The sequence below is a fragment of the Streptomyces sp. NPDC002669 genome (assembly GCF_042889165.1).
GTDB lineage: Bacteria > Actinomycetota > Actinomycetes > Streptomycetales > Streptomycetaceae > Streptomyces.
Genome location: NZ_JBIAQQ010000002.1, coordinates 62,885 through 80,736, shown reverse-complemented (window position 1 = coordinate 80,736; position 17,852 = coordinate 62,885). Strand labels below are relative to the sequence as shown.

17 protein-coding genes and 1 pseudogene are annotated in these 17,852 nt (G+C 73.0%); 6 read left to right on the top strand and 12 right to left on the bottom strand.

Going from position 1 to position 17,852, the window contains the following annotated elements; all coding sequences use genetic code 11:
• Nucleotides 1–208 precede the first annotated feature (208 nt).
• From ACFYW1_RS02785 to ACFYW1_RS02760, 6 genes are all read right to left on the bottom strand, one after another.
• A complete protein-coding gene (locus ACFYW1_RS02785; RefSeq protein WP_388985998.1) occupies nt 209–1,486 on the bottom strand; it encodes an MFS transporter in 1,278 nt (425 codons plus the stop codon).
• Between the two features lie 81 nt (nt 1,487–1,567).
• A complete protein-coding gene (locus ACFYW1_RS02780) occupies nt 1,568–2,098 on the bottom strand; it encodes a carboxymuconolactone decarboxylase family protein (protein ID WP_388985997.1) in 531 nt (176 codons plus the stop codon).
• A gap of 90 nt (nt 2,099–2,188) precedes the next feature.
• On the bottom strand, nt 2,189–3,124 hold the full coding sequence (locus ACFYW1_RS02775) for a hypothetical protein (RefSeq protein ID WP_388985995.1): 936 nt from the start codon (nt 3,122–3,124) through the stop codon (nt 2,189–2,191).
• 252 nt (nt 3,125–3,376) lie between these two features.
• Nucleotides 3,377–3,691 carry a hypothetical protein gene (locus ACFYW1_RS02770; protein WP_388985993.1) on the bottom strand — a complete coding sequence of 105 codons (315 nt, stop codon included), beginning with the start codon at nt 3,689–3,691 and terminating at the stop codon, nt 3,377–3,379.
• Between the two features lie 15 nt (nt 3,692–3,706).
• Nucleotides 3,707–4,327: a hypothetical protein gene (locus ACFYW1_RS02765; RefSeq protein WP_388985991.1), complete on the bottom strand. Its 621-nt coding sequence runs from the start codon at nt 4,325–4,327 to the stop codon at nt 3,707–3,709.
• 22 nt (nt 4,328–4,349) lie between these two features.
• A complete protein-coding gene (locus ACFYW1_RS02760; RefSeq protein ID WP_388985989.1) occupies nt 4,350–5,237 on the bottom strand; it encodes an acyl-CoA thioester hydrolase/BAAT C-terminal domain-containing protein in 888 nt (295 codons plus the stop codon).
• Between the two features lie 325 nt (nt 5,238–5,562).
• On the opposite strand from ACFYW1_RS02760, the gene ACFYW1_RS02755 reads away from it, so the two are divergent.
• The 3 genes from ACFYW1_RS02755 to ACFYW1_RS02745 are packed head-to-tail and all read left to right on the top strand — an operon-like array spanning nt 5,563 to nt 9,373.
• Nucleotides 5,563–6,882, top strand: a complete 1,320-nt coding sequence (locus tag ACFYW1_RS02755; protein ID WP_388985987.1) for an esterase/lipase family protein — start codon at nt 5,563–5,565, stop codon at nt 6,880–6,882.
• A gap of 11 nt (nt 6,883–6,893) precedes the next feature.
• Nucleotides 6,894–7,919 (top strand): alpha/beta fold hydrolase, encoded by a 1,026-nt coding sequence (locus tag ACFYW1_RS02750; RefSeq protein WP_388985985.1) that lies wholly within the window; start codon nt 6,894–6,896, stop codon nt 7,917–7,919.
• Nucleotides 7,916–9,373 carry a carboxylesterase/lipase family protein gene (locus ACFYW1_RS02745; protein ID WP_388985983.1) on the top strand — a complete coding sequence of 486 codons (1,458 nt, stop codon included), beginning with the start codon at nt 7,916–7,918 and terminating at the stop codon, nt 9,371–9,373. Before ACFYW1_RS02750 ends, ACFYW1_RS02745 begins: the two co-directional genes overlap by 4 nt.
• 70 nt (nt 9,374–9,443) lie before the next feature.
• Here the strand turns inward: ACFYW1_RS02745 and ACFYW1_RS02740 are convergent.
• Both ACFYW1_RS02740 and ACFYW1_RS02735 read right to left on the bottom strand, forming a co-directional pair.
• Nucleotides 9,444–9,797, bottom strand: a pseudogene (locus ACFYW1_RS02740) (MerR family transcriptional regulator); the annotation flags it as partial.
• Nucleotides 9,798–9,823: 26 nt separating this feature from the next.
• Nucleotides 9,824–10,585 carry an SDR family NAD(P)-dependent oxidoreductase gene (locus tag ACFYW1_RS02735; RefSeq protein WP_388985981.1) on the bottom strand — a complete coding sequence of 254 codons (762 nt, stop codon included), beginning with the start codon at nt 10,583–10,585 and terminating at the stop codon, nt 9,824–9,826.
• A 198-nt stretch (nt 10,586–10,783) separates the two neighbouring features.
• On the opposite strand from ACFYW1_RS02735, the gene ACFYW1_RS02730 reads away from it, so the two are divergent.
• Nucleotides 10,784–11,326, top strand: a complete 543-nt coding sequence (locus tag ACFYW1_RS02730; protein ID WP_388985980.1) for a hypothetical protein — start codon at nt 10,784–10,786, stop codon at nt 11,324–11,326.
• Between the two features lie 119 nt (nt 11,327–11,445).
• On the opposite strand, the gene ACFYW1_RS02725 is transcribed toward ACFYW1_RS02730, so the two are convergent.
• The 3 genes from ACFYW1_RS02725 to ACFYW1_RS02715 form a co-directional block, all read right to left on the bottom strand.
• A complete protein-coding gene (locus ACFYW1_RS02725) occupies nt 11,446–12,195 on the bottom strand; it encodes a dienelactone hydrolase family protein (RefSeq protein WP_388985978.1) in 750 nt (249 codons plus the stop codon).
• Between the two features lie 198 nt (nt 12,196–12,393).
• Complete coding sequence (locus ACFYW1_RS02720; protein ID WP_388985976.1) at nt 12,394–13,047, bottom strand: response regulator; 654 nt, start codon at nt 13,045–13,047, stop codon at nt 12,394–12,396.
• Nucleotides 13,044–14,174, bottom strand: coding sequence for a sensor histidine kinase (locus ACFYW1_RS02715; protein WP_388985974.1), 1,131 nt, complete (start codon nt 14,172–14,174; stop codon nt 13,044–13,046). Before ACFYW1_RS02715 ends, ACFYW1_RS02720 begins: the two co-directional genes overlap by 4 nt.
• 312 nt (nt 14,175–14,486) lie before the next feature.
• On the opposite strand from ACFYW1_RS02715, the gene ACFYW1_RS02710 reads away from it, so the two are divergent.
• Complete coding sequence (locus tag ACFYW1_RS02710; RefSeq protein ID WP_388985972.1) at nt 14,487–15,944, top strand: multicopper oxidase domain-containing protein; 1,458 nt, start codon at nt 14,487–14,489, stop codon at nt 15,942–15,944.
• 263 nt (nt 15,945–16,207) lie between these two features.
• Here ACFYW1_RS02710 and ACFYW1_RS02705 read toward each other — a convergent pair whose 3' ends face one another.
• Nucleotides 16,208–16,561: a hypothetical protein gene (locus ACFYW1_RS02705; RefSeq protein WP_388985971.1), complete on the bottom strand. Its 354-nt coding sequence runs from the start codon at nt 16,559–16,561 to the stop codon at nt 16,208–16,210.
• 266 nt (nt 16,562–16,827) lie between these two features.
• Here ACFYW1_RS02705 and ACFYW1_RS02700 point away from each other — a divergent pair, with 266 nt between their 5' ends.
• A complete protein-coding gene (locus ACFYW1_RS02700) occupies nt 16,828–17,847 on the top strand; it encodes a proline racemase family protein (protein ID WP_388985970.1) in 1,020 nt (339 codons plus the stop codon).
• Nucleotides 17,848–17,852: the final 5 nt, after the last annotated feature.

Here is a 17,852-nt window from a genome sequence, read left to right as displayed (position 1 = left end):
CCGCCCCGCCGCGGGCCCCGCGCCCGCCCGCCGGCCGCCCCCCCCCCCCCCCCCCGCCCCGCCCCCCCCCCCCCCCCCCCCCCCCCCCCCCCCCCCCCCCCCCCCCCCCCCCCCCCCCCCCCCCCCCCCCCCCCCCCCCCCCCCCCCGGGTCCGGGCGGCGGCGCGTGCAGGGCACGGCGCGGGCGCCGGAGCGCCGCACCCGGCACTTCACGCGGCCTTGGACAGGGTGGACCGGTCCTTGCCGGGCATGTGCCGGACGAGCGTCGCGGGGCCGGTCACGGCGGTTCCCCGCCCGTCGTGGCGCGGCCACAGGAGGAGGGCGCCGATCGCGCCCGCACCGGCGAGGACCGCGAGGACGGACCAGGCGAGGGTGAAGCCGGCGTTCGTGCCGAGCCATCCCGCGATGGGGTAGGTGATCAACCAGGCCAGGTGCGACAGCGAGAACTGGGCCGCGAACGCCTCGGGGATCTCGTTCCGTCCGACGGAGGCGCGCAGGACCTTGCCGGTCGGGGTGATGATCAGTGCCATGCCGATGCCGATCACGGTCCAGATGATCGCCGTACCGGTCCAGGTGGCGAGGTCGGCCGCGATGAGCGCCACCGCGGCGGTCGTGCCGCCGACGAGGACGCCGGCGCCGGTCGTCATGATGGTGCGGGCGGCGACCCGGTCGAGGACGCGGGGCAGTACGAGGGCGGCCAGGAGGGTTCCGGTGCCGGAGGCCGCGAGCATCCAGGCGACGTCCGACTGGGAGCCGCCGAGCTCGTCACGGATGTAGTTGACGGTGTTGACGACGACGATCGAACCCGCCGCCGCGACCACGAGGTTGAGCGCCATGATGCCGCGCAGCCGCGGCGTCCTGAGGAAGGTCCTGATCCCCGCTGCCGCCTTGTCCCACGCCTTGGTGTGGGTGCTGGGGCGGGCGTCCGGGATGCGGGTCGCCAGGACGAGCAGGGCGGAGGCGATGAATCCGGCGGAGGTGCCCAGGAACAGCCGGTCGAAGCTCATGAACGTCAGGGCGACGGCTGCCAGCACCGGGCTGAGCAGGCTCTCCATGGTGGAGGCGACCTGGGAGGCGGACAGGGCCCTGGTGTAGTCGGACTCGTCGGGGACGATGTCGGGGATGACGGCCTGGAACGTCGGGGTGAACGCCGCGGAGGCGGACTGGAGCAGGCCGATCAGGACGTAGATGTGCCAGACCTCGGTGACCAGCGGCAGTGCCAGGACCACCGCGCCCCGGACCACGTCGAGGAGGACCAGGAGGGTTCTTCGGGGGAGCCGGTCGACGTACGCGGCGGCCAGCGGGGCTATGACCACGTACATGACCATCTTGATGGTCAGGGCGGTGCCGAGCACCATGCCGGCGTTCGGGCCGGCGAGGTCGTAGGCGAGCAGGCCGAGGGCCACCGTGGTCAGCCCGGTACCGAACAGGGCGATGACCTGGGCGCCGAACATGTGGCGGTAGTCGCGGATGGCGAACAGACGCATGGCGGGTTCCTTCCGTTTCCATGCGGCGGGGCACGGCCCCGGGGTGGGGACCGTGTCCCGCGGATACAGGCGGGGGTGTCTTCACTCACCGGTGTCGCTCCCCGGTGTGAGACCGGCGAGCAGGTTGAAGGCGCCGGTGAGGACGTTCAGTGCGACGACGCCGACGACATCGGCTATCGCACGGTCGCTGTAGCCGTGCTCACGCAGGGCGTCGACCTGTTCGTCGGTGATGGACGTCGGTTCGCGGTGGATCTGGAGGGCGAGGGCGATGATCGCCGCGATCGCGGGATCCGCCGAGGTGCCCGTGCGGGCCCGCTCGATCTCCTCCTCGTCCACGCCCATGGCGCGGGCGGCACCGACGTGCGCGTCGAGACACAGCCCGCATCCCTGGAGCGCCTGGACGGCGATCGAGATCCGTTCGCTGATCCCGCGGTCGAGTTTGGCTCGTCCCATGGCCCGGCTGAGCTGGAGGTATCCGCCCAGTACGGCCGGCGAGTGCGCCATCGTGGAGACCATGTCACCGACTTGGCCATGGCGGGAGACCAGGTCGGCGAGGAGGTCGCGCGAGGCTCCGACCGCCGTGTCGGGTGTGAGTCGGGTCAGGCGTGGCATGACGCTCCTTCCGGTGCGGGGCGGGTGCCGGGGCGGGTGGCCCTCGGCCGGGCCGGCTGCCGCAGCAGCCGATCAGTGGTGCCCATGCGGTCAGTGGTGCGCATGGTGGGCGTGGTGCGCGTGGCCGTGGTGGCTGCCCTGCTCGGGCGCGGCCTGGGGGGCCGGGTCCTGGTGGTGGGCGGCCGTGGCGGTCCGTACCGTGAACTCGGCCGTCCGTACGACGCCCTCGTGCTGGAAGTCCAGGTACAGGCGGTAGGTGCCGGCCGAGGGCGCGACGGCCATGAAGGCGATCTCGGGGCCGGGTGCGGTCACGCCGTCACCGGGCTCGCCCTCCGGGTGGACGTGGAGGTAGCCCAGGTCGCCGACCCGCAGTGCCACCAGGTGCCCGTACGCGGCCAGGTAGGGCTCCAGGTCGGTGACGGGGTGGTTGTTCCGGCTGACGGTGAGGGTCAGTTCGCTCGCCTCGCCGGGCAGCAGCTCGCCGTCGAGCGCGACGGTGTATTCGCCGATCTGCGCGACCCCGGTGGCCTCGGGGAGCGGCTTCGGGTCGTACGCCCCGGCGACGGCGACGTCGATCCCCAGCGTCATGGTCCCGTCGTGGCCGGCCGGGTGGATGTCGGTGAAGAATCTCCAGTCCCCCGGTTCCAGGGTCAGCTCGACGCTCCAGGCGCCCTTCCCGTCCCGCACCGGGTGCACGTGCTGGAACCCGGACGTGTCGCGCCGGACGGCGATGAAGTGCAGTTCCTTCTCGTGCTCGGGCACGAACTCGGTCACCGCCGACCCGTCGGGGCCGATCACCCGGAAGCCGATCCGCCGGGTGCCGGCGGCGAGGATCGTCGAGTCGAATTCGAGGGTGTAGCCGTTCTCGGAGACCGACAGACCGCCGGGCCGGCCTCCGCCGTGAGCACCGTGGTCCCCATGACCACCGTGAGCACTGTGGTCGCCGTGGCCGTGGTGGCCACCGTGGCCCTGGTGGTTGCCGTGGTCGCCGTGGTTGGCCTGGTCGTGAGCGGTGTGGTTCCTCATGACATCTCCATGGGTGTGATGCGTCTTTTGGCGTTGCCCCTTCAGGACGACGATCACGACTATATACCCCTGGGGGGTATGCAGGAAGGCCTTGAGGACCCCAAATCTCGCGAGGAGGTCACCGACCGTTCCGGTACGTGCCCGGCCGGGCGTTCGGACGGGGCCGTACCGGACCGCCCGACCGGGCACCGCCCATCGGCCGGGACACCGTCCCTCCGCTGCGTGGTCAGGCCCCCGGCAGCGGGGCGAGGGCTACTCGAACGGCTCGGCGTTCCAGCGGAACCACGCCCGGTCGCCCTCGATGTGGAGCAGGAACTCCGCGACGGGCCCGCCCGGCGCGGCCAGGCTCAGGTTGTCGTGGATCTCGGCGGTGGCCGCCTCCCACTCGTCCCACTCCTCCGCCTCCATCAGCGCGAGCTCACGGTCGAACAGGGGCTTCCACGCGGCGAACGCCGGGGCTGCCGCGAAACGGCCGGACAGCCAGGGGAAGTCGCCCCCCTCGACCACGATCTCCCCGATCAACCCGTCCTGCCCCAGCAGCCGCCAGACCTCATCCGGCCCCGACACGCCACCCGCCTCCCTTCAGTTGTCGAACCAGACCACGAGCCGGACGTTGTCGTCCCCGTGCTGCGAGGCGAGCGTCTCCATGACCGTCCAGACCGGCGCCCATTCCCCGCGGTCCTCGACGGCATCGCGGCGGCTCATCCGCTCGGACCGGTAGACGGTGTCGCCGATGTGCCACTCGCTTCCCTCGGGCCAGGTCCGTGGCCGCCCCCTCTCCTGTTCGGGGAGGCCGACGGCTTCGGCGAACTGCCTGGACCACGCGGACTTGCCCACGTACTCCAGGCCGTCGGCCGTCCGCCGGTACTGATGGAGCCGGCTGTCGGTGTTCTCCGCCGGTTCGGTCCAGTCGGTCGCCTTCAGCTCGGCCCAGGTGATCCAGGTGGTGCCGAAGACCTGGTCCGACCACCGGGCCAGTTCCGCCCGGACCCCGTCCGACGCGTCCGGCGGCAGCCCGCGCTCCTCGGCCAGAGGGCGGAAGCCGGCGTAATTGCGGATCCCGAAGAGACAGCCGAACGCGTCGTAGTTCCGGATGATGTTGAGGAGGAAGAGGTCGATGGCGGCATGCCAGACCGACTCCTCACCGTCCTCGTGGAGCCGCCGAGCCCGGCACTCGACAAAGCCGTTGATGTCCGTTCCCATGCCGGAAATTCTCCGGCCGCCGTCAACCGGATTCCCGGAGCGACCTCGTCGATGGCCCCTTGCCGCCGAGTGCGTCGAGGATGTGGGGCCATGCGGCCCGGCCCAGCAGGGCATCGGCCTCGGGGGTGCCCCCGTGCTCGAAGCGCGGGGACGCCGCTGCCGGGCCCTCGCCGGGAAGGCGCGGTCGGTGACCGGCGTCGGCGTGGGTGATCAGGCGCACGGTCGCCCCGGCGGAGCGCCGCCGCCGGGCCAGTCGCTCGGCGCAGGGGAGCGACGGCCACATCGCGTCGTCCCCGCCCGCGACCAGGACCAGATCGGCCGCGGCCGACTCCACCGGGATCTCCGCGGCCGGGAGCGAGCGGGCGAAGGTCCGCTCGCTCAGTTCGTACCAGCCGCGGATGGCGACGGGGCCGCCGTCCGGCTCCGGGGAGGTCCAGGAGTCGTCCATCGGTACGAAGGGCAGCGGCTGCCCCCGCCAGGTCCAGGACGAGCGGTACGGGTGGTGCGCCCCGTCGTGGCCGGGTCCGACGTTGCACCGGACCCGCGAGGCGGGCGACAGCGCGACGGCCACGTCCACACGCGGGTCGCGCACCGCCGTGAGCAGGGCGGCTTCGGCACCCTTGGAGGTGCCGAGGATTCCGACGCGTCGCGCCCCGCCCAGCCGGAGGAGGCCGACGGCGGCGGTGAAGGTCTCCAGGGGGACCTCGCAGATTCCCGGGGGCTGCCCGGGCCCGCCGAACCAGCGGATCGCCAGGGCCGTGAAGCCCTGCCGGGCGAGGAGCCGCGCCCGCTCGCGCTCGACGCGCCCGCTGGACCCGGCCAGGACCAGAACGCCGACGTCACTGCCGCGGGCGGGAGCGAACAGAACGCCCTCCCAGGGATCGGTCAGCTCCCGCTCGACGATGTCCATCCGCTCCCCCTGACGTCGTGGCCCGCGGAAACCCCCACCCGGACGAAGGCTTCTCCGTCATGACGCCGCGCCCGCCACCATCGTCTCCCACGTGACGCCCCGTCCCACCGCCCCGCCCCGGCGCCCGTCCCGCCGCCCCCGTCCCGCCGCTCGGCGCGGGGAGGGTACGGGCCCGGTAGTGAAGTCGCCGACCATGTACGCCCTTTCCTTTGTGTGGTGCGCCCACATGCCCCGTTGCCCGTCCGTCCGCCTAGCGTGTGCACACCCGGTGCCGGGGCGGCATCGGGCGACGCGCCGCGGGCGCACGAACGGGAGGGGCCTGGGCATGGCCGACAGACGGAGTCCGGGGCACCGGTGGCGGCTGCGCGCCGCCCGGGTCATGGCGGTGGCGGGAGTCGTCGCGGCGGCCGTGGTGGTCCCGCACACCACCGCGAGCGGCGCGACCACGGCCGCCTCCGCCACGCCGCCCCCGTACCTCACCCGCGAGGCGGGTTACGGGACCGGCACCGTCACCAACGGCTGGGAGAGCGTCGAGCGTTACCGCGACACGACCACCGGGTTCCGTGCCGAGGGCTATCCCTCGGACGGCCGCGGCGACCAGGACGGCAAGCGCGTCACGTACTTCGGCGGCGTGACCCGCCCCTCCTCGGACCGGTTCCTGCTCTACTCGGCCCCCGGCTGGAACACCGGCAGCCGCACCACGCCCGTCCTCCTCGTGCACGGCGCGAACGACACCGCGGACCGGGCCTGGGCCAACCCCGGCGAGTCGGGCGGCTACGGCTGCGGCGCCCTCGCCTGCCCGTCCACCGGGCTGATGCAGTACCTCTCCGCGCGCGGTCACCGGGTCTTCGCCGTGGGCTTCGCGCACAAGCAGGGCGACAACCTCATGCAGGCGCAGATCGTCGGTGACGCGATCGCCGTCATCAAGGCGAAGCTGGGCGTGGACAAGGTGGACCTGGTCGGCTGGAGCAAGGGCGAGATGTCGACCCGCGCCTACGTGTCGTCCGTGAAGCCGGGCTGGGGACGGGCCTACGCCGGGGACGTGCGCCGGCTGATCACCCTCGGCGGTCCGAACGGCGGCTACGACTACCCCTACGCCCACGGCTGGGCCCACGACTTCTCCGTCTGGCCGGAGTGCGGCGGCAAGGTCAACGCCCCCTCCCCGCACTCCCACATGACCTGCTACGGGCAGTACACGGCCCGTCCGGAGTTCTCCATGACGCCCTCCGGCGGGTACGACAACTACCCCGGTCAGCGCCAGATGCTGGCCCGCTGGGACGGGAAGTACGGAGTCGACGGCGCCGCCCAGGACTGGTACACGACGTACTACGGCGGCCAGGGCTTCTACACCGCCGGCAGCGGCATCCAGGCCGCCATCGACGCCGGTTCGCTGGTGAAGCCGCTGCACGACGCCGGGGTGCCCGCCTCGGTCCCGACGTACCTGCTGGCCGGCGGATCACCGGACGTGCTCGGCATCTTCAACGAGAACCGCGGGCCCAGCGACGGTGTCGTCTTCATCGACAGCGCGCTCGACACCACGGGCATCCCCACCGTCGGCGGCAGGGAGACCGTCCTCGGCGCCAACCACCTCGAACTGGGCTGGAACTCCTCGGCCGTCGCCCAGGTCGCCGCCTGGCTGTCCTGAAGGACCCGCACATGAACACGCTCCGCACCCGCCGGATCGCCACCGACCGGCTGACCCAGCAGATCACCGAGGCCCGGGACGAGGGCGAGGCCGTCGTCTTCGTCCACGGCAACGTCTCCTCCTCCGCGTTCTGGCACACCACCCTGAACGGCCTGCCGGACCGCTACCGCCCCCTCGCCGTCGACCTGCGCGGCTTCGGCGGCACCGACCCGCTGCCCGTGGACGCCACCCGGGGCCTGCGGGACTACACCGACGACCTCGCCGCGCTGCTCACGGCGCTCCGGATCGACCGGGCGCACCTGGTCGGCTGGTCCATGGGCGGCGGCGTGGTCATGCAGTACCTGCGCGACCACCCGGACCGGGTCCGTTCCCTGACCCTGGTCAACCCGGTCTCCCCCTACGGCTTCGGCGGTACGCGCGAAGTGGACGGAATCCTCAACTCCGCGGACGGGGCCGGATCGGGCGGCGGGACGGCCAACCCCGAGTTCGTGCGGCTGCTGGCCCGGGGCGACCGCGGCGAGGAGTCCGCGCTCTCGCCGCGCGCCGTCCTGGCCTCCTGCTACGTCAAACCGCCGCTGCGCCCCGAGCACGAGGACGCGTACGTCGAGTCCATGCTCACCACGCGCACCGGGGACGACCACTATCCGGGCGACAGCAGGACGTCCGCCGACTGGCCGGGGATCGCGCCCGGCACGCGCGGTGTGCTCAACTGCCTCGCCCCGACCCACTTCCGCATCGACGACCTGCACCTGATCGACCCCAAGCCGCCGGTGCTGTGGATACGGGGCGAGGACGACGTCATCGTCTCGGACACCTCGATGTTCGACCTGGCGCACCTGGGCGCGGTCGGTGCCGTGCCGGGGTGGGACGGCACACCGGCACAGCCGATGGTGGCGCAGACACGTCACGCCCTGGGCCGTTACGCCGATGCGGGCGGAACGGTGCGGGAGGTCGCGGTGGCCGACGCCGGGCACGCGGTCCACCTCGAACGCCCGGAGGAGTTCCGCGCGGCGCTGCTGGAGGTGCTGTCGGCATGACGGTGTGCGACACCCGGCAGGGGGCGGTCCGCGGCCGTACCGCCCCCGACGGGGTGGCGTCCTTCCTCGGCATCCCGTACGCCGCGCCGCCCTTCGGCGCGCGGCGGTTCCGGGAGCCCTTCCCGCCCGAGCCCCGGACGGGCGTGCGCGACGCCACGGCCCACGGCCCGACGGCGCCGCACGCCCCCTATGCCCCGCCCTTCGACGTCCTCGTCCCGGACAACCGCATCGAGGGGGAGGACTGCCTGAACCTCAACGTCTGGACCCCGGCCCCGGAGCCGGGCGCCGGCCTGCCCGTGATGGTGTGGCTGCACGGAGGGGCGTTCACCAACGGGTCGGGGTCGACGTCCGGGTACGACGGGAGCGCCTTCGCCCGCGACGGGGTCGTCTGCGTCACGCTCAACTACCGCCTGGGGGCGGACGGTTTCCTGCGCCTTCCCGGCCGCCCCGACAACCGGGGGCTGCTCGACCAGATCGCCGCCCTGCGCTGGATCCGGGACAACATCGCCTTCTTCGGCGGCGACCCGGACCGGGTGACGGTCTTCGGCGAGTCGGCGGGCGCCATGAGCATCGGCATGCTCCTGACCACCGGGGCGGCCCGGGGCCTGTTCCGCAGGGCGATCCTGCAGAGCGGGGCCTGCCACCACTTCCTGCGCCCGTCGTCGGCCGCGCTGGTGGCGGCCCGCCTGGCGGAGAAACTGGGCGTCGAGCCGACGCCGGAGGCCCTCGCGGCCGTCCCGCTGCCGGAACTCCTCCCGGCCCAGGCGGAGTTGCGCGCCGAGGTGAGCGCCGACCCCGATCCGGCCCGCTGGGGCGAGGCGGTGCTCAACCTGATGCCCTTCGAACCGGTACGGCCCGCCCTCGCGCTGCCCGGCCCCGACTGCGGCGTCGACCTCCTGATCGGCAGCAACGCGGAGGAGTACCGCCTCTTCCTGGCCCCGACCGGGCTCCTCCGCGCCCTGCCCGAGTCCGCGCTCCTCGCCGGGGCCTCGGCCTACGGCCTCGATCCGGCCACGGCCCTTCCCGTCTACCGGGCCGCCCGCCCCGGCGCCTCGCCCGGCGAGCTGCTCGCCGCGGTGGCGACCGACTGGTTCTACCGCATCCCCGCCGTCCGCCTCGCCGAGTCCGTGCCGAACTCGTACCTGTACGAGTTCGGCTGGCGCTCCCCCCGGTTCGACCGCACCCTCGGCGCCTGCCACGCCCTGGAACTGCCCTTCGTCTTCGACCGTCTCGACGACCCGTCCTACGCGCCGCTGCTCGGCCCCCGCCCGCCCCAGGCCCTCGCGGACACCATGCACCGGGCGTGGGTCTCCTTCGCGCGGACGGGGAACCCCGGCTGGACGGCGTACGACACCACGACCCGCACCACGATGGCCTTCGCCTCCCCGGCCGCGACCGGTCCGGTCAGCGACCCGCGCGCACAGGAACGGCTCCTGTGGGAGGGCGTGCGCTGAGCGGTGCCTCGCCCCGAAGGGGCTTGCCGGGCGGGGCCGTTGGCGGCTCCGCCCCGATTCGCTGCCCGGCCCTCTCCCGGGTCTTCTCGCGGAGTGCGGCTGCCAGCCGGTCGCGGGCCTCGGTCTGGGCGGCGATCCGTTCGTCGATGACCGCCAGCCGTTCCGACGCGATGCGCAGGCCCTCGTCCGACGGCGGTGCGGCGGCCACGTCGCCGTCCAGGCAGGACGAAAAGGCCCGCACGTCGTCGAGGGTGAGTCCGGCGGTCAGCAGGTGGCGGATGTTGCGGACCCGCACCACCGCCCGTTCGTCGTAGACGCGGTAGCCGTTGTGGGCCCGCTCGGAGGCGATCAGCCCGGCCTGCTCGTAGTGCCGCAGGGCGCGGGGAGTCGTCCCGGTCGCCCCGGCCAGTTCGCCGATCCTCACCCGCTCCACCTCCGGCGTCACTCCTATCACGCCACGACCGCCCCGCCGTCGACGGGGAGCACGACTCCGGTGACGAACGACGCGTCGGGCGAGGCGAGCCGGGTGATGGCCCAGGCCACCTCCTCGGGCCGGCCGATACGGTCCAGCGGGGTGTGGGCGAGCTGCCAACGGCGCACCGCGGTCCTCTGTTCCGGTGTCAGGCCCTGATGGTCGCCGATCGGGGTGTCGATCGCCCCGGGGGCGACCGCGACCACCCGGATGCCCCGGGGCGCCAGCTCGACCGCCCAGCTGCGGGTCAGCAGCTCCAGCGCGGCCTTGGTCGACGCGTAGAGCGAGTTGCCGGGCCAGGCCCGCTGCCCCACCGATGTGCTCACGTTGACGATCACCCCGCCGACCGCCTCCAGGAGGGGCAGCGCCGCCTGGGAGAGGAGGACGGGAGCGACCAGGTTGGTGGCGATCTGCGGGGCGATCGTCTCCGGTGCGAGGGCGCCGAGCGCTCCGCTGCGCACGATGCCGGCGTTGTTGACCAGCACGTCCAGTCGGCCGTGCAGTTCCCGTGCGGTGCGGATGATCCGCCCGGGCTCTCCCTCGGCGGTGATGTCGGCGGTCAGCGGGGTGATCCGCCCGTGACCGGCGGCGGTCCCGTCGAGCGGTTCGGCCCGTCGGCCGACCGCGATCACATGGGCCCCCTCGGCGGCGAAGGCCCGTGCGGTGGCCCGGCCGATCCCGGTGCCGGCCCCGGTGACGACGACGACCCTGCCGGGCCGCGGTGTGGTGTCGGTGTTCATGCCGTGATCGTCCGACCCTGCCGCCAGTGGCAGGGTCAAGCGCCGACGGGCAGGAGTCCGGGACTCCATTTCGTCGGCCGGTGCGTCGGGCACGGTGCCGGGGGCCGCGTCGGCCAGGGAACCGTTCTCCCGGATCCTGCGTGACCTCTTGACGTGTTGTCGGCCGGTGAAAGGTACGGAATGAAAGCTCGGACGTTGATGAGCACGGCGGTCATGGTCGGTGTGGCCCTGGCAGCGTGCGCCTGCGGTCCGGAGAAGTCGGGGGACGAGGCGGGGGAGAAACCGGAGAAGTCCTCGCAGCCGTCCGCGTCCGCGCGGGCCGAGGAGCCGTCGGCCGAGCCGTCCGCGTCCGCCCCGGCCGAGAAGCCGCCGACCGGCGACCGGTCCGCGCCCCGGACGAAGGAGGGCGCGATCCAGCGGTACGAGCAGTACCTCCGAGCCGTGGGCCGCGAGGACATCGACACGGTCTGCGAGGTGGCCGGGCCCGCCGCGAAGCAGGCGGAGGACCAGGGATTCGGCCCGTGCACGTCGACGTTCCTCGTGACGTTCCGGATGATCTCGCCCACGCAGAAGAAGGCCCTGCAAACCGCGACGGTCGACCCGCAGCGCGTCACCATGGTCACGCCCGACAAGTTCGAGATGCCGGCCGACTCGGTCAAGTCCTCCGTCACCTTCTCCGACAGCGAGATCGGCAGCAGCACCCTGGAGTACCTCAAGGACAACTGGTACATCACCGACTGAGCCGCGCCGGCCGGGACCGGAGCGCCGTCGTGGGCCCGGGCGGGCCTCGGGCCCACCCGGGCCGAACGGCTTCGGCGGCGTTCCGGCCGGCGCCGCCGCCTACAGTCCGCGGCCCGGTCTCACTTCAGGTGCCGGGTGAGGAACCGGGCCGCGGCGTCCCCGGCGAACTGCGGGACGCCGGTGTGCCCGCCCATGTTGGCGTGCAGCGTCTTCTCCTCGGAGCCGAAGGCGTCGAACAGGTCCAGGGCCGACTGCCGGTCGTTCCCCTCGTCGTCCCACTGGAGCAGGACGTGCAGCGGGATGGTGACCTGCCGGGCCTCCTCGAACAGGACCCGGGGCACGAAGCTCCCGGCGAACAGGATGGCGGCCGCGATGCGCGGCTCGACCACCGCCAGCCGGGTACCGATGGCGATCACTCCCCCCGAGTACCCGACCGGGCCGCCGATCCCGGGCAGCGCGAGAAGGGCGTCCAGGGTCTTCTGCCATTCCGGGACCGCCTGTTCGACCAGCGGGAGGACGAGCCGGTCCACGATCTCGTCGCCGACCGGCTCACCGGCAGCCAGCACCCGGCGCAGATCGGCGCGGGCCTGCTCGGCGACGGCGGAACGGGGCCGGTCGCCGCTTCCGGGCAGTTCGATGGTGGCCGCGGCGAAGCCCTCCGCCGCGGAGTGCCGGGCCCGGTCCACCAGCCGGGGGTACATCCTGCGCAGCCCGCCGGGGTGGCCGAGCAGGACCAGCGGCACCGGTGCGGATGCGGACGTGGGCGGGGATACGGATGCGGGCGTCCACAGGATGCCGGGGATCTCTTCGAGGGTGAACTCGCGTTCGAGGACGCCGTCGTCGAGGCGTCGTTCGGAAGTGAACTGCACGGTCGTGCCTTTCGGGAGTGCTCCAGAGCGGCGCTCCCGGGCGACGACCTATCGCCCGACCGTGACCCCGGAGGGGAGCACCCATGTCGATTCGTTCACGGGTACCACCTCCTCTGTCTCTCGCACGGCCTCCGGCAGGCTAGCAGAGCAGCGGGGACCGGCGCTCCTGCAATCGGTGCGGCGATGCGATCGGTACGGTCAGTGCGGCCGGATCAGGCCGTTCTGGTAGGCGAGGGCGACCAGATGGGCGCGGTCGCGGGCGTCGAGCTTGGCCAGCGCGCGGCTGACGTGGGTCTTGGTCGTGGCCGGGCTGATGACGAGTTCGCGCGTGATCTCCTCGTTGCTCATGCCCTGGGCGACGAGCGCCACGACCTCGCGTTCACGGGTGGTGAGCTGGGCGAAGACATCGCCGTCGACCGCGGCGGCGGGTTTCGTCATCCGGGCGATGAGGCGCCGGGTCAGGCCGGGGGCCAGCAGTTCCTCGCCGCCCGCGACGACCCGCACGCCGTGCAGGAGCTGGGCCGGATCGGTGTTCTTGAGCAGGAATCCGCTCGCGCCCGCGTTCAGCCCCTCGATGGCGTAGTGGTCCTCGTCGAAGGTGGTGAGGATGAGTATGCGCACGGTGGCGAGCGCCGGGTCCGCGACGATCCGCCGGACGCCCTCGATGCCGTCCACCCCGGGCATCTGAACGTCCATCAGCACGACGTCCGGGCGGGTGGTGCGGGCGAGTTCGGCCGCGCTCGCGCCGTCGCCCGCCTCGCCGACCACCGTCATGTCGGGCTCGCTGTCGACCAGTACCCGGAACCCGCCCCGCACGAGGGCCTGGTCGTCGGCAATGAGTACCTTGATCATGTGTTGTCCTTCCGGATCGGCAACTCGCACCGCACCTCGAATCCCTCGTCCGCCGTCCGGGCCGCGGTGAGCGTGCCGCCCAGTTTCTCCGCCCGCGCCCGCATGCCCCCGATGCCGTTGCCGCCGACGGTCGTGGAGGTGCCGTCGGGTCTTCCGTCGTCGCGCACGACGATGCGCAGCCGCTCGTCGTAGGTCAGCTCGATCCGTACCCGGGTGGCGCCGTGCGCGTGCCGACGCACGTTGGTCAGCGACTCCTGGACGATCCGGTACGCGGCGAGGTCCACCGTGACCGGGACGGTCCGGTTCTCGCCGACGCGCGTCAACTCGACCCGCACCCCCGGGATGTCGAGCAGTCCGTCGAGCCTGGCCAGGCTGCCGGTGGCGGTGGCGGTGCACAGGTTCTCCGAACGCATCGCGCCGAGCACCACGTGCACCTCGGCGAGGCCCTCGTCGCTGATCCGCTTGATGGTGTTCAGCGCCTCGGCGGCCTGCTCCGGTCGGCGACGCATCACATGGACGGCGACCCCGGCCTGCACGCTGATCGCCGCCATCGTGTGGCCGAAGACGTCGTGCAGTTCGCGGGCGATCTCCAGGAGCTCCTCGGCCGCCTGTCGGCGGGCCTGGTCGGAGCGGGCCTCGGCGAGCCGTTCCGCCCAGTCCCGCGCGCCCCTGGCGAACGCCCGGTGCGAGTGCACAGCCGCACCGAGCGCGGTGGCGGCGGCCACCAGGGGAACGGCGTTGAACACCTGGTCGGTGAACCAGTCGCCACTCAGTACGAACCGGACGGTCAGGAGCGTGCACAGGGCGGTCAGCACCCCGCCCGCCACTCCCGCCCTCCAGCCCCGGCGGGCCGCGAGCGTGTAGCAGCCGATCAGCGGGGCAGTGGTGATGAGTCTGCCCTGGTAGTCGAGGTGGAACCAGGCGAAGGTGGCCGCGTCGGCCACCGCGAGGCAGCCGACGGGGAACCGCCTGCGCAGGGCGGTCGCGACGCCCGCCACGACGGCGAGGACGACAGCTCCCGGGCCCATGGGGCCGGACGGGCCGGGCGGGCCCAGTTCCAGCAGGCCCCCGACGAGGACGACGAGCACCAGCCCGGCCCCCATCGCGGCATCACCCGCTCGTGTCACGTTCCCACCCCTTTGCCCCCGCACCGTCACCGGGGCGTGTGTCCCCCCGCGCCGCGAACATCCTGTCACTGTTCGGAGCGCGGACCAGGATCACCAACGAGTGTGCGGTGAAAGGCAGTTGATCCTTCGGGGCTGCGGAGAGAAGGTGTCCGTCCATGGGATCAGCCTGCCGGACGGGCCGCCGTCGCCGCGTCGGCCGGGCGGCGGCACCTTCCGTACCGCCCTGGTACGACACTGCCGCCCCGGGTGTACGCCGTAATTGCCGTTCCGTGCCGACGACTTCGCCCCGTGCCTCCCGCAGGATTCCGGACCATGAGACGACGCAGCTTCCTGGCCCTGACCGGACTCGCGGGACTGGCGCTGACCGGATGCGGCGGCGCGGAGGGGAACGAGGGCACCCTCTCGTTCCGCAATCCGTTGCGCATACCGCCGGTCCTCGACCCCCGGCCCGACCCCGACGGGGTACGGCGCTTCGCGCTGCGTCTGCAGGAGGGGCGCAGCGAACTGCTGCCCGGCAGGCGGGCCAGGACCTGGGGCGTCAATGGCGCCCACCTCGGCCCCACGCTCCGTGCCCGGCGCGGCGACCGCGTCGCGGTGTCCGTGACCAACGCGCTGGGCGAGGCCAGCACCCTGCACTGGCACGGCATGCGGCTGCCCGCGGTGATGGACGGCGGCCCGCACCAGATGGTGGAACCGGGCGCCACCTGGTCCCCGGAGTGGACCGTCGACCAGCCCGCCGCCACCACCTGGTACCACCCCCACCCGCACGGCAGGACCGCCGTCCACGTCTACCGGGGTCTCGCCGGGATGTTCCTCCTCGACGACGAGACCGAGGGCACCGACGACACCGGGCTGCCCCGCACGTACGGGAAGGACGACATCCCTCTGATCATCCAGGACCGGAAGTTCACCGAGGACGGCGAACTGGACGAGGACTTCGGCGGCACGTTCGGTCCGCTCGGCGACGACGTCCTGATCAACGGCACCTACGACCCGTTCTTCCGGGTGACGACGAGCCGGGTGCGGTTCCGGCTGCTCAACGGCTCCAACGCGCACGTCTTCACCGTCGGTTTCGCGGACGAACGGGAGTTCCACGTCGTGGCGAGCGACGCCGGGCTGCTCTCCCGGCCGGTCGCGGTGCGCCGGGTCCGGATCAGCCCCGGTGAGCGTTTCGAGATCGTCGTCTCCTTCGAGGCCGGTGAGGACGTCCTGCTCAAGGGGTTCCCGGGCGGGGACGAGATCGAGGACGGCAGCTACGACCTGCTGAAGCTGACGGCCGCCCCGGGACTCGCCCCCTCCGCCCCGCTGCCCGCCCGGCTCACGGCCCTCGCTCCGCCCGCCGAGGGCGGCCGGACCCGCACTTTCACGCTGTACGGCTCGCACATCAACGACGAGCCCATGGACCTGACCCGTATCGACGAGGTCGTACCGGCGGGCGCCCGTGAGACCTGGGAGCTGGACAACATCACCTTCTCCCACAACTTCCACATCCACGAAGTCGTCTTCCGGATACTCGACATCGACGGGGACCGGCCACCGGCACACCTGCGCGGCCCGAAGGACACCGTCTACGTGCCCGGCAAGACGAAGGTCCGGGTGGCCGTCGAATTCGGCCGCCACACCGATCCGAGGACCCCGTACATGTATCACTGCCACATCCTCAAGCACGAGGACAAGGGCATGATGGGGCAGTTCGTCATCGTTCCCCCGGGCACCGAGGACACCACCCCGCGCCGCCTGGCCCCGAGCGGCCACACCGGTCACCACTGACCGCGGTCCGGGCGGCCCCTCATGGCCGGGGCCAGGACGGGGCCGTGCCTCCCGCGACAGGCCGTACGCGCCGCCGGAGAGCGCGGCCAGGCCGAACTGGGCCGCGCACAGCCCCCACGCGCGGCGCCGGACGACGCGCCGCCGGCCGGCACCCGGCCCGGACGGCGCCCGGGGCGGCGCGCGCCCCCGGGCGGGTCAGTACGTGGCGGCACGGCAGCGCTCCCCCGTACGTCCCGCCGGGGCGGTGGTCGTGGTTCCCGTGCTCACCGCCCCGGGACCGTGACTCCCGCCGCCGCGAACGGGTCCAGCAGCACCCGGTACTGGTCCTCCGTCAGTTTTGCGCGCTTGCAGACGGCGCGCGCGGCTATCGCGCAGATGGGTTTGACGTCGAAGCGGAGGTGCGGGCGGAAGGCGTCCAGTTCGTCGGTGCGGCGGAGGAGGGCGGTGCTGACGGCGCGTTCGATCGCGGAGTTCTCCGACGCGGAGACCCTGGTCGCGCGGCCGGCGTCGCGGCCGCCGGAGCTCCGGCGGTCGAGGAACTCCTCGTACAGCGCGGCGAGCGCCGCGGGCGGCAGGGCCGTGGACTCCTCGATGAACCGTGCGGTGGCTGCTTCCATGGGGCCCGTTCCTCCCGAATTCCGACCAGGAAATCCACCCTACGGTCCGGGTACGACAGCCGGGGCGGGCCCGTGCGCGGCGGTGTCCCGGCCCGGGCTCCGGCCGATCGGTGCCAGTGGCACTTCCGGGCACCGGGCGGGCGCGGTGCGGGATATCGTCCGGGAGCCGTCGCCGAACGGGGCGAGGGAGCGGCGCGGCCCGCCCGGAGGACCTCACCGTGCCCGAGGGCCCGCGCGGCACCGGCGTCCGGATCGAGGAGGACCTCATGACCATCCGTCAGGTACGCACCGTCGACTACCACACCGGTGGCGAACCGTTCCGCGTCGTCCCCGAGCCGCCGGCCGCCATCGAGGGGGCCACCGTCGCCGAGCGCCGGATGTTCGCCATCGGCGACCCCGAGGTGGACGGCCTGCGCAAGCTGCTGTGCCTCGAACCCCGCGGGCACGCCGACATGTACGGCGGGTTCATCACCCCGCCCGACGACGAGGGCGCCCACTTCGGCGTGCTGTTCTGGCACAAGGACGGCTTCTCGACGGCCTGCGGCCACGGCTCCATCGCGCTCGCCGTCTGGGCCGTGCAGACCGGCCGTGTCCCCCGTGACCCCTCCGGCGTCACCACGGTCGTCATCGACGTGCCCTCGGGCCGGGTCACCCTGCGCGTGCGCACCGAGGGCGAGCGGATCACCGGGGTCGACTTCGTCAACGTCCCCGGCTACCGGCTCGCCGAGCGCGTCACCGTCGCCACGTCCCGCGGCGACGTCGTCGTCGACGTCGCCTACGGCGGTGCCATCTACGCGCATCTGGACGCGGCCGGTGCGGGGCTGGCCGTCACCCCCGAGCACTACTCCGACCTCATCGCGATCGGGCGCGAGGTCAAATGGGCGCTGAACGACACCGAGTACGCCCGGCACCCCGTCGACGACCGGCTCAGCGGCATCTACGGCACCATCCTGTACGACGACCTCGGCGACGACGAGGACGGCAACCCGCACCAGCGCAACGTCACCGTCTTCGCCGACGGCCAGGTCGACCGTTCCCCGTGCGGTTCGGGCACCTGTTCCCGCGTCGCCGTGCTCGCGGCGACCGGTCGCCTCGTACCGGGCCGGACCCTCGTCCACGACTCGATCGTCGGCACCCGATTCCACGCGCGGATCGTCGAGGAGCTGACCGCCCACGGCCGCCCGGCCGTCGTCGCGGAGGTCACGGGGACGGCGTACCGGACCGGCGAGCACCGCTTCGAGCTCGATCCCGCGGACGACCTCGGCACCGGTTTCGTCCTGCGGTAGCCGGC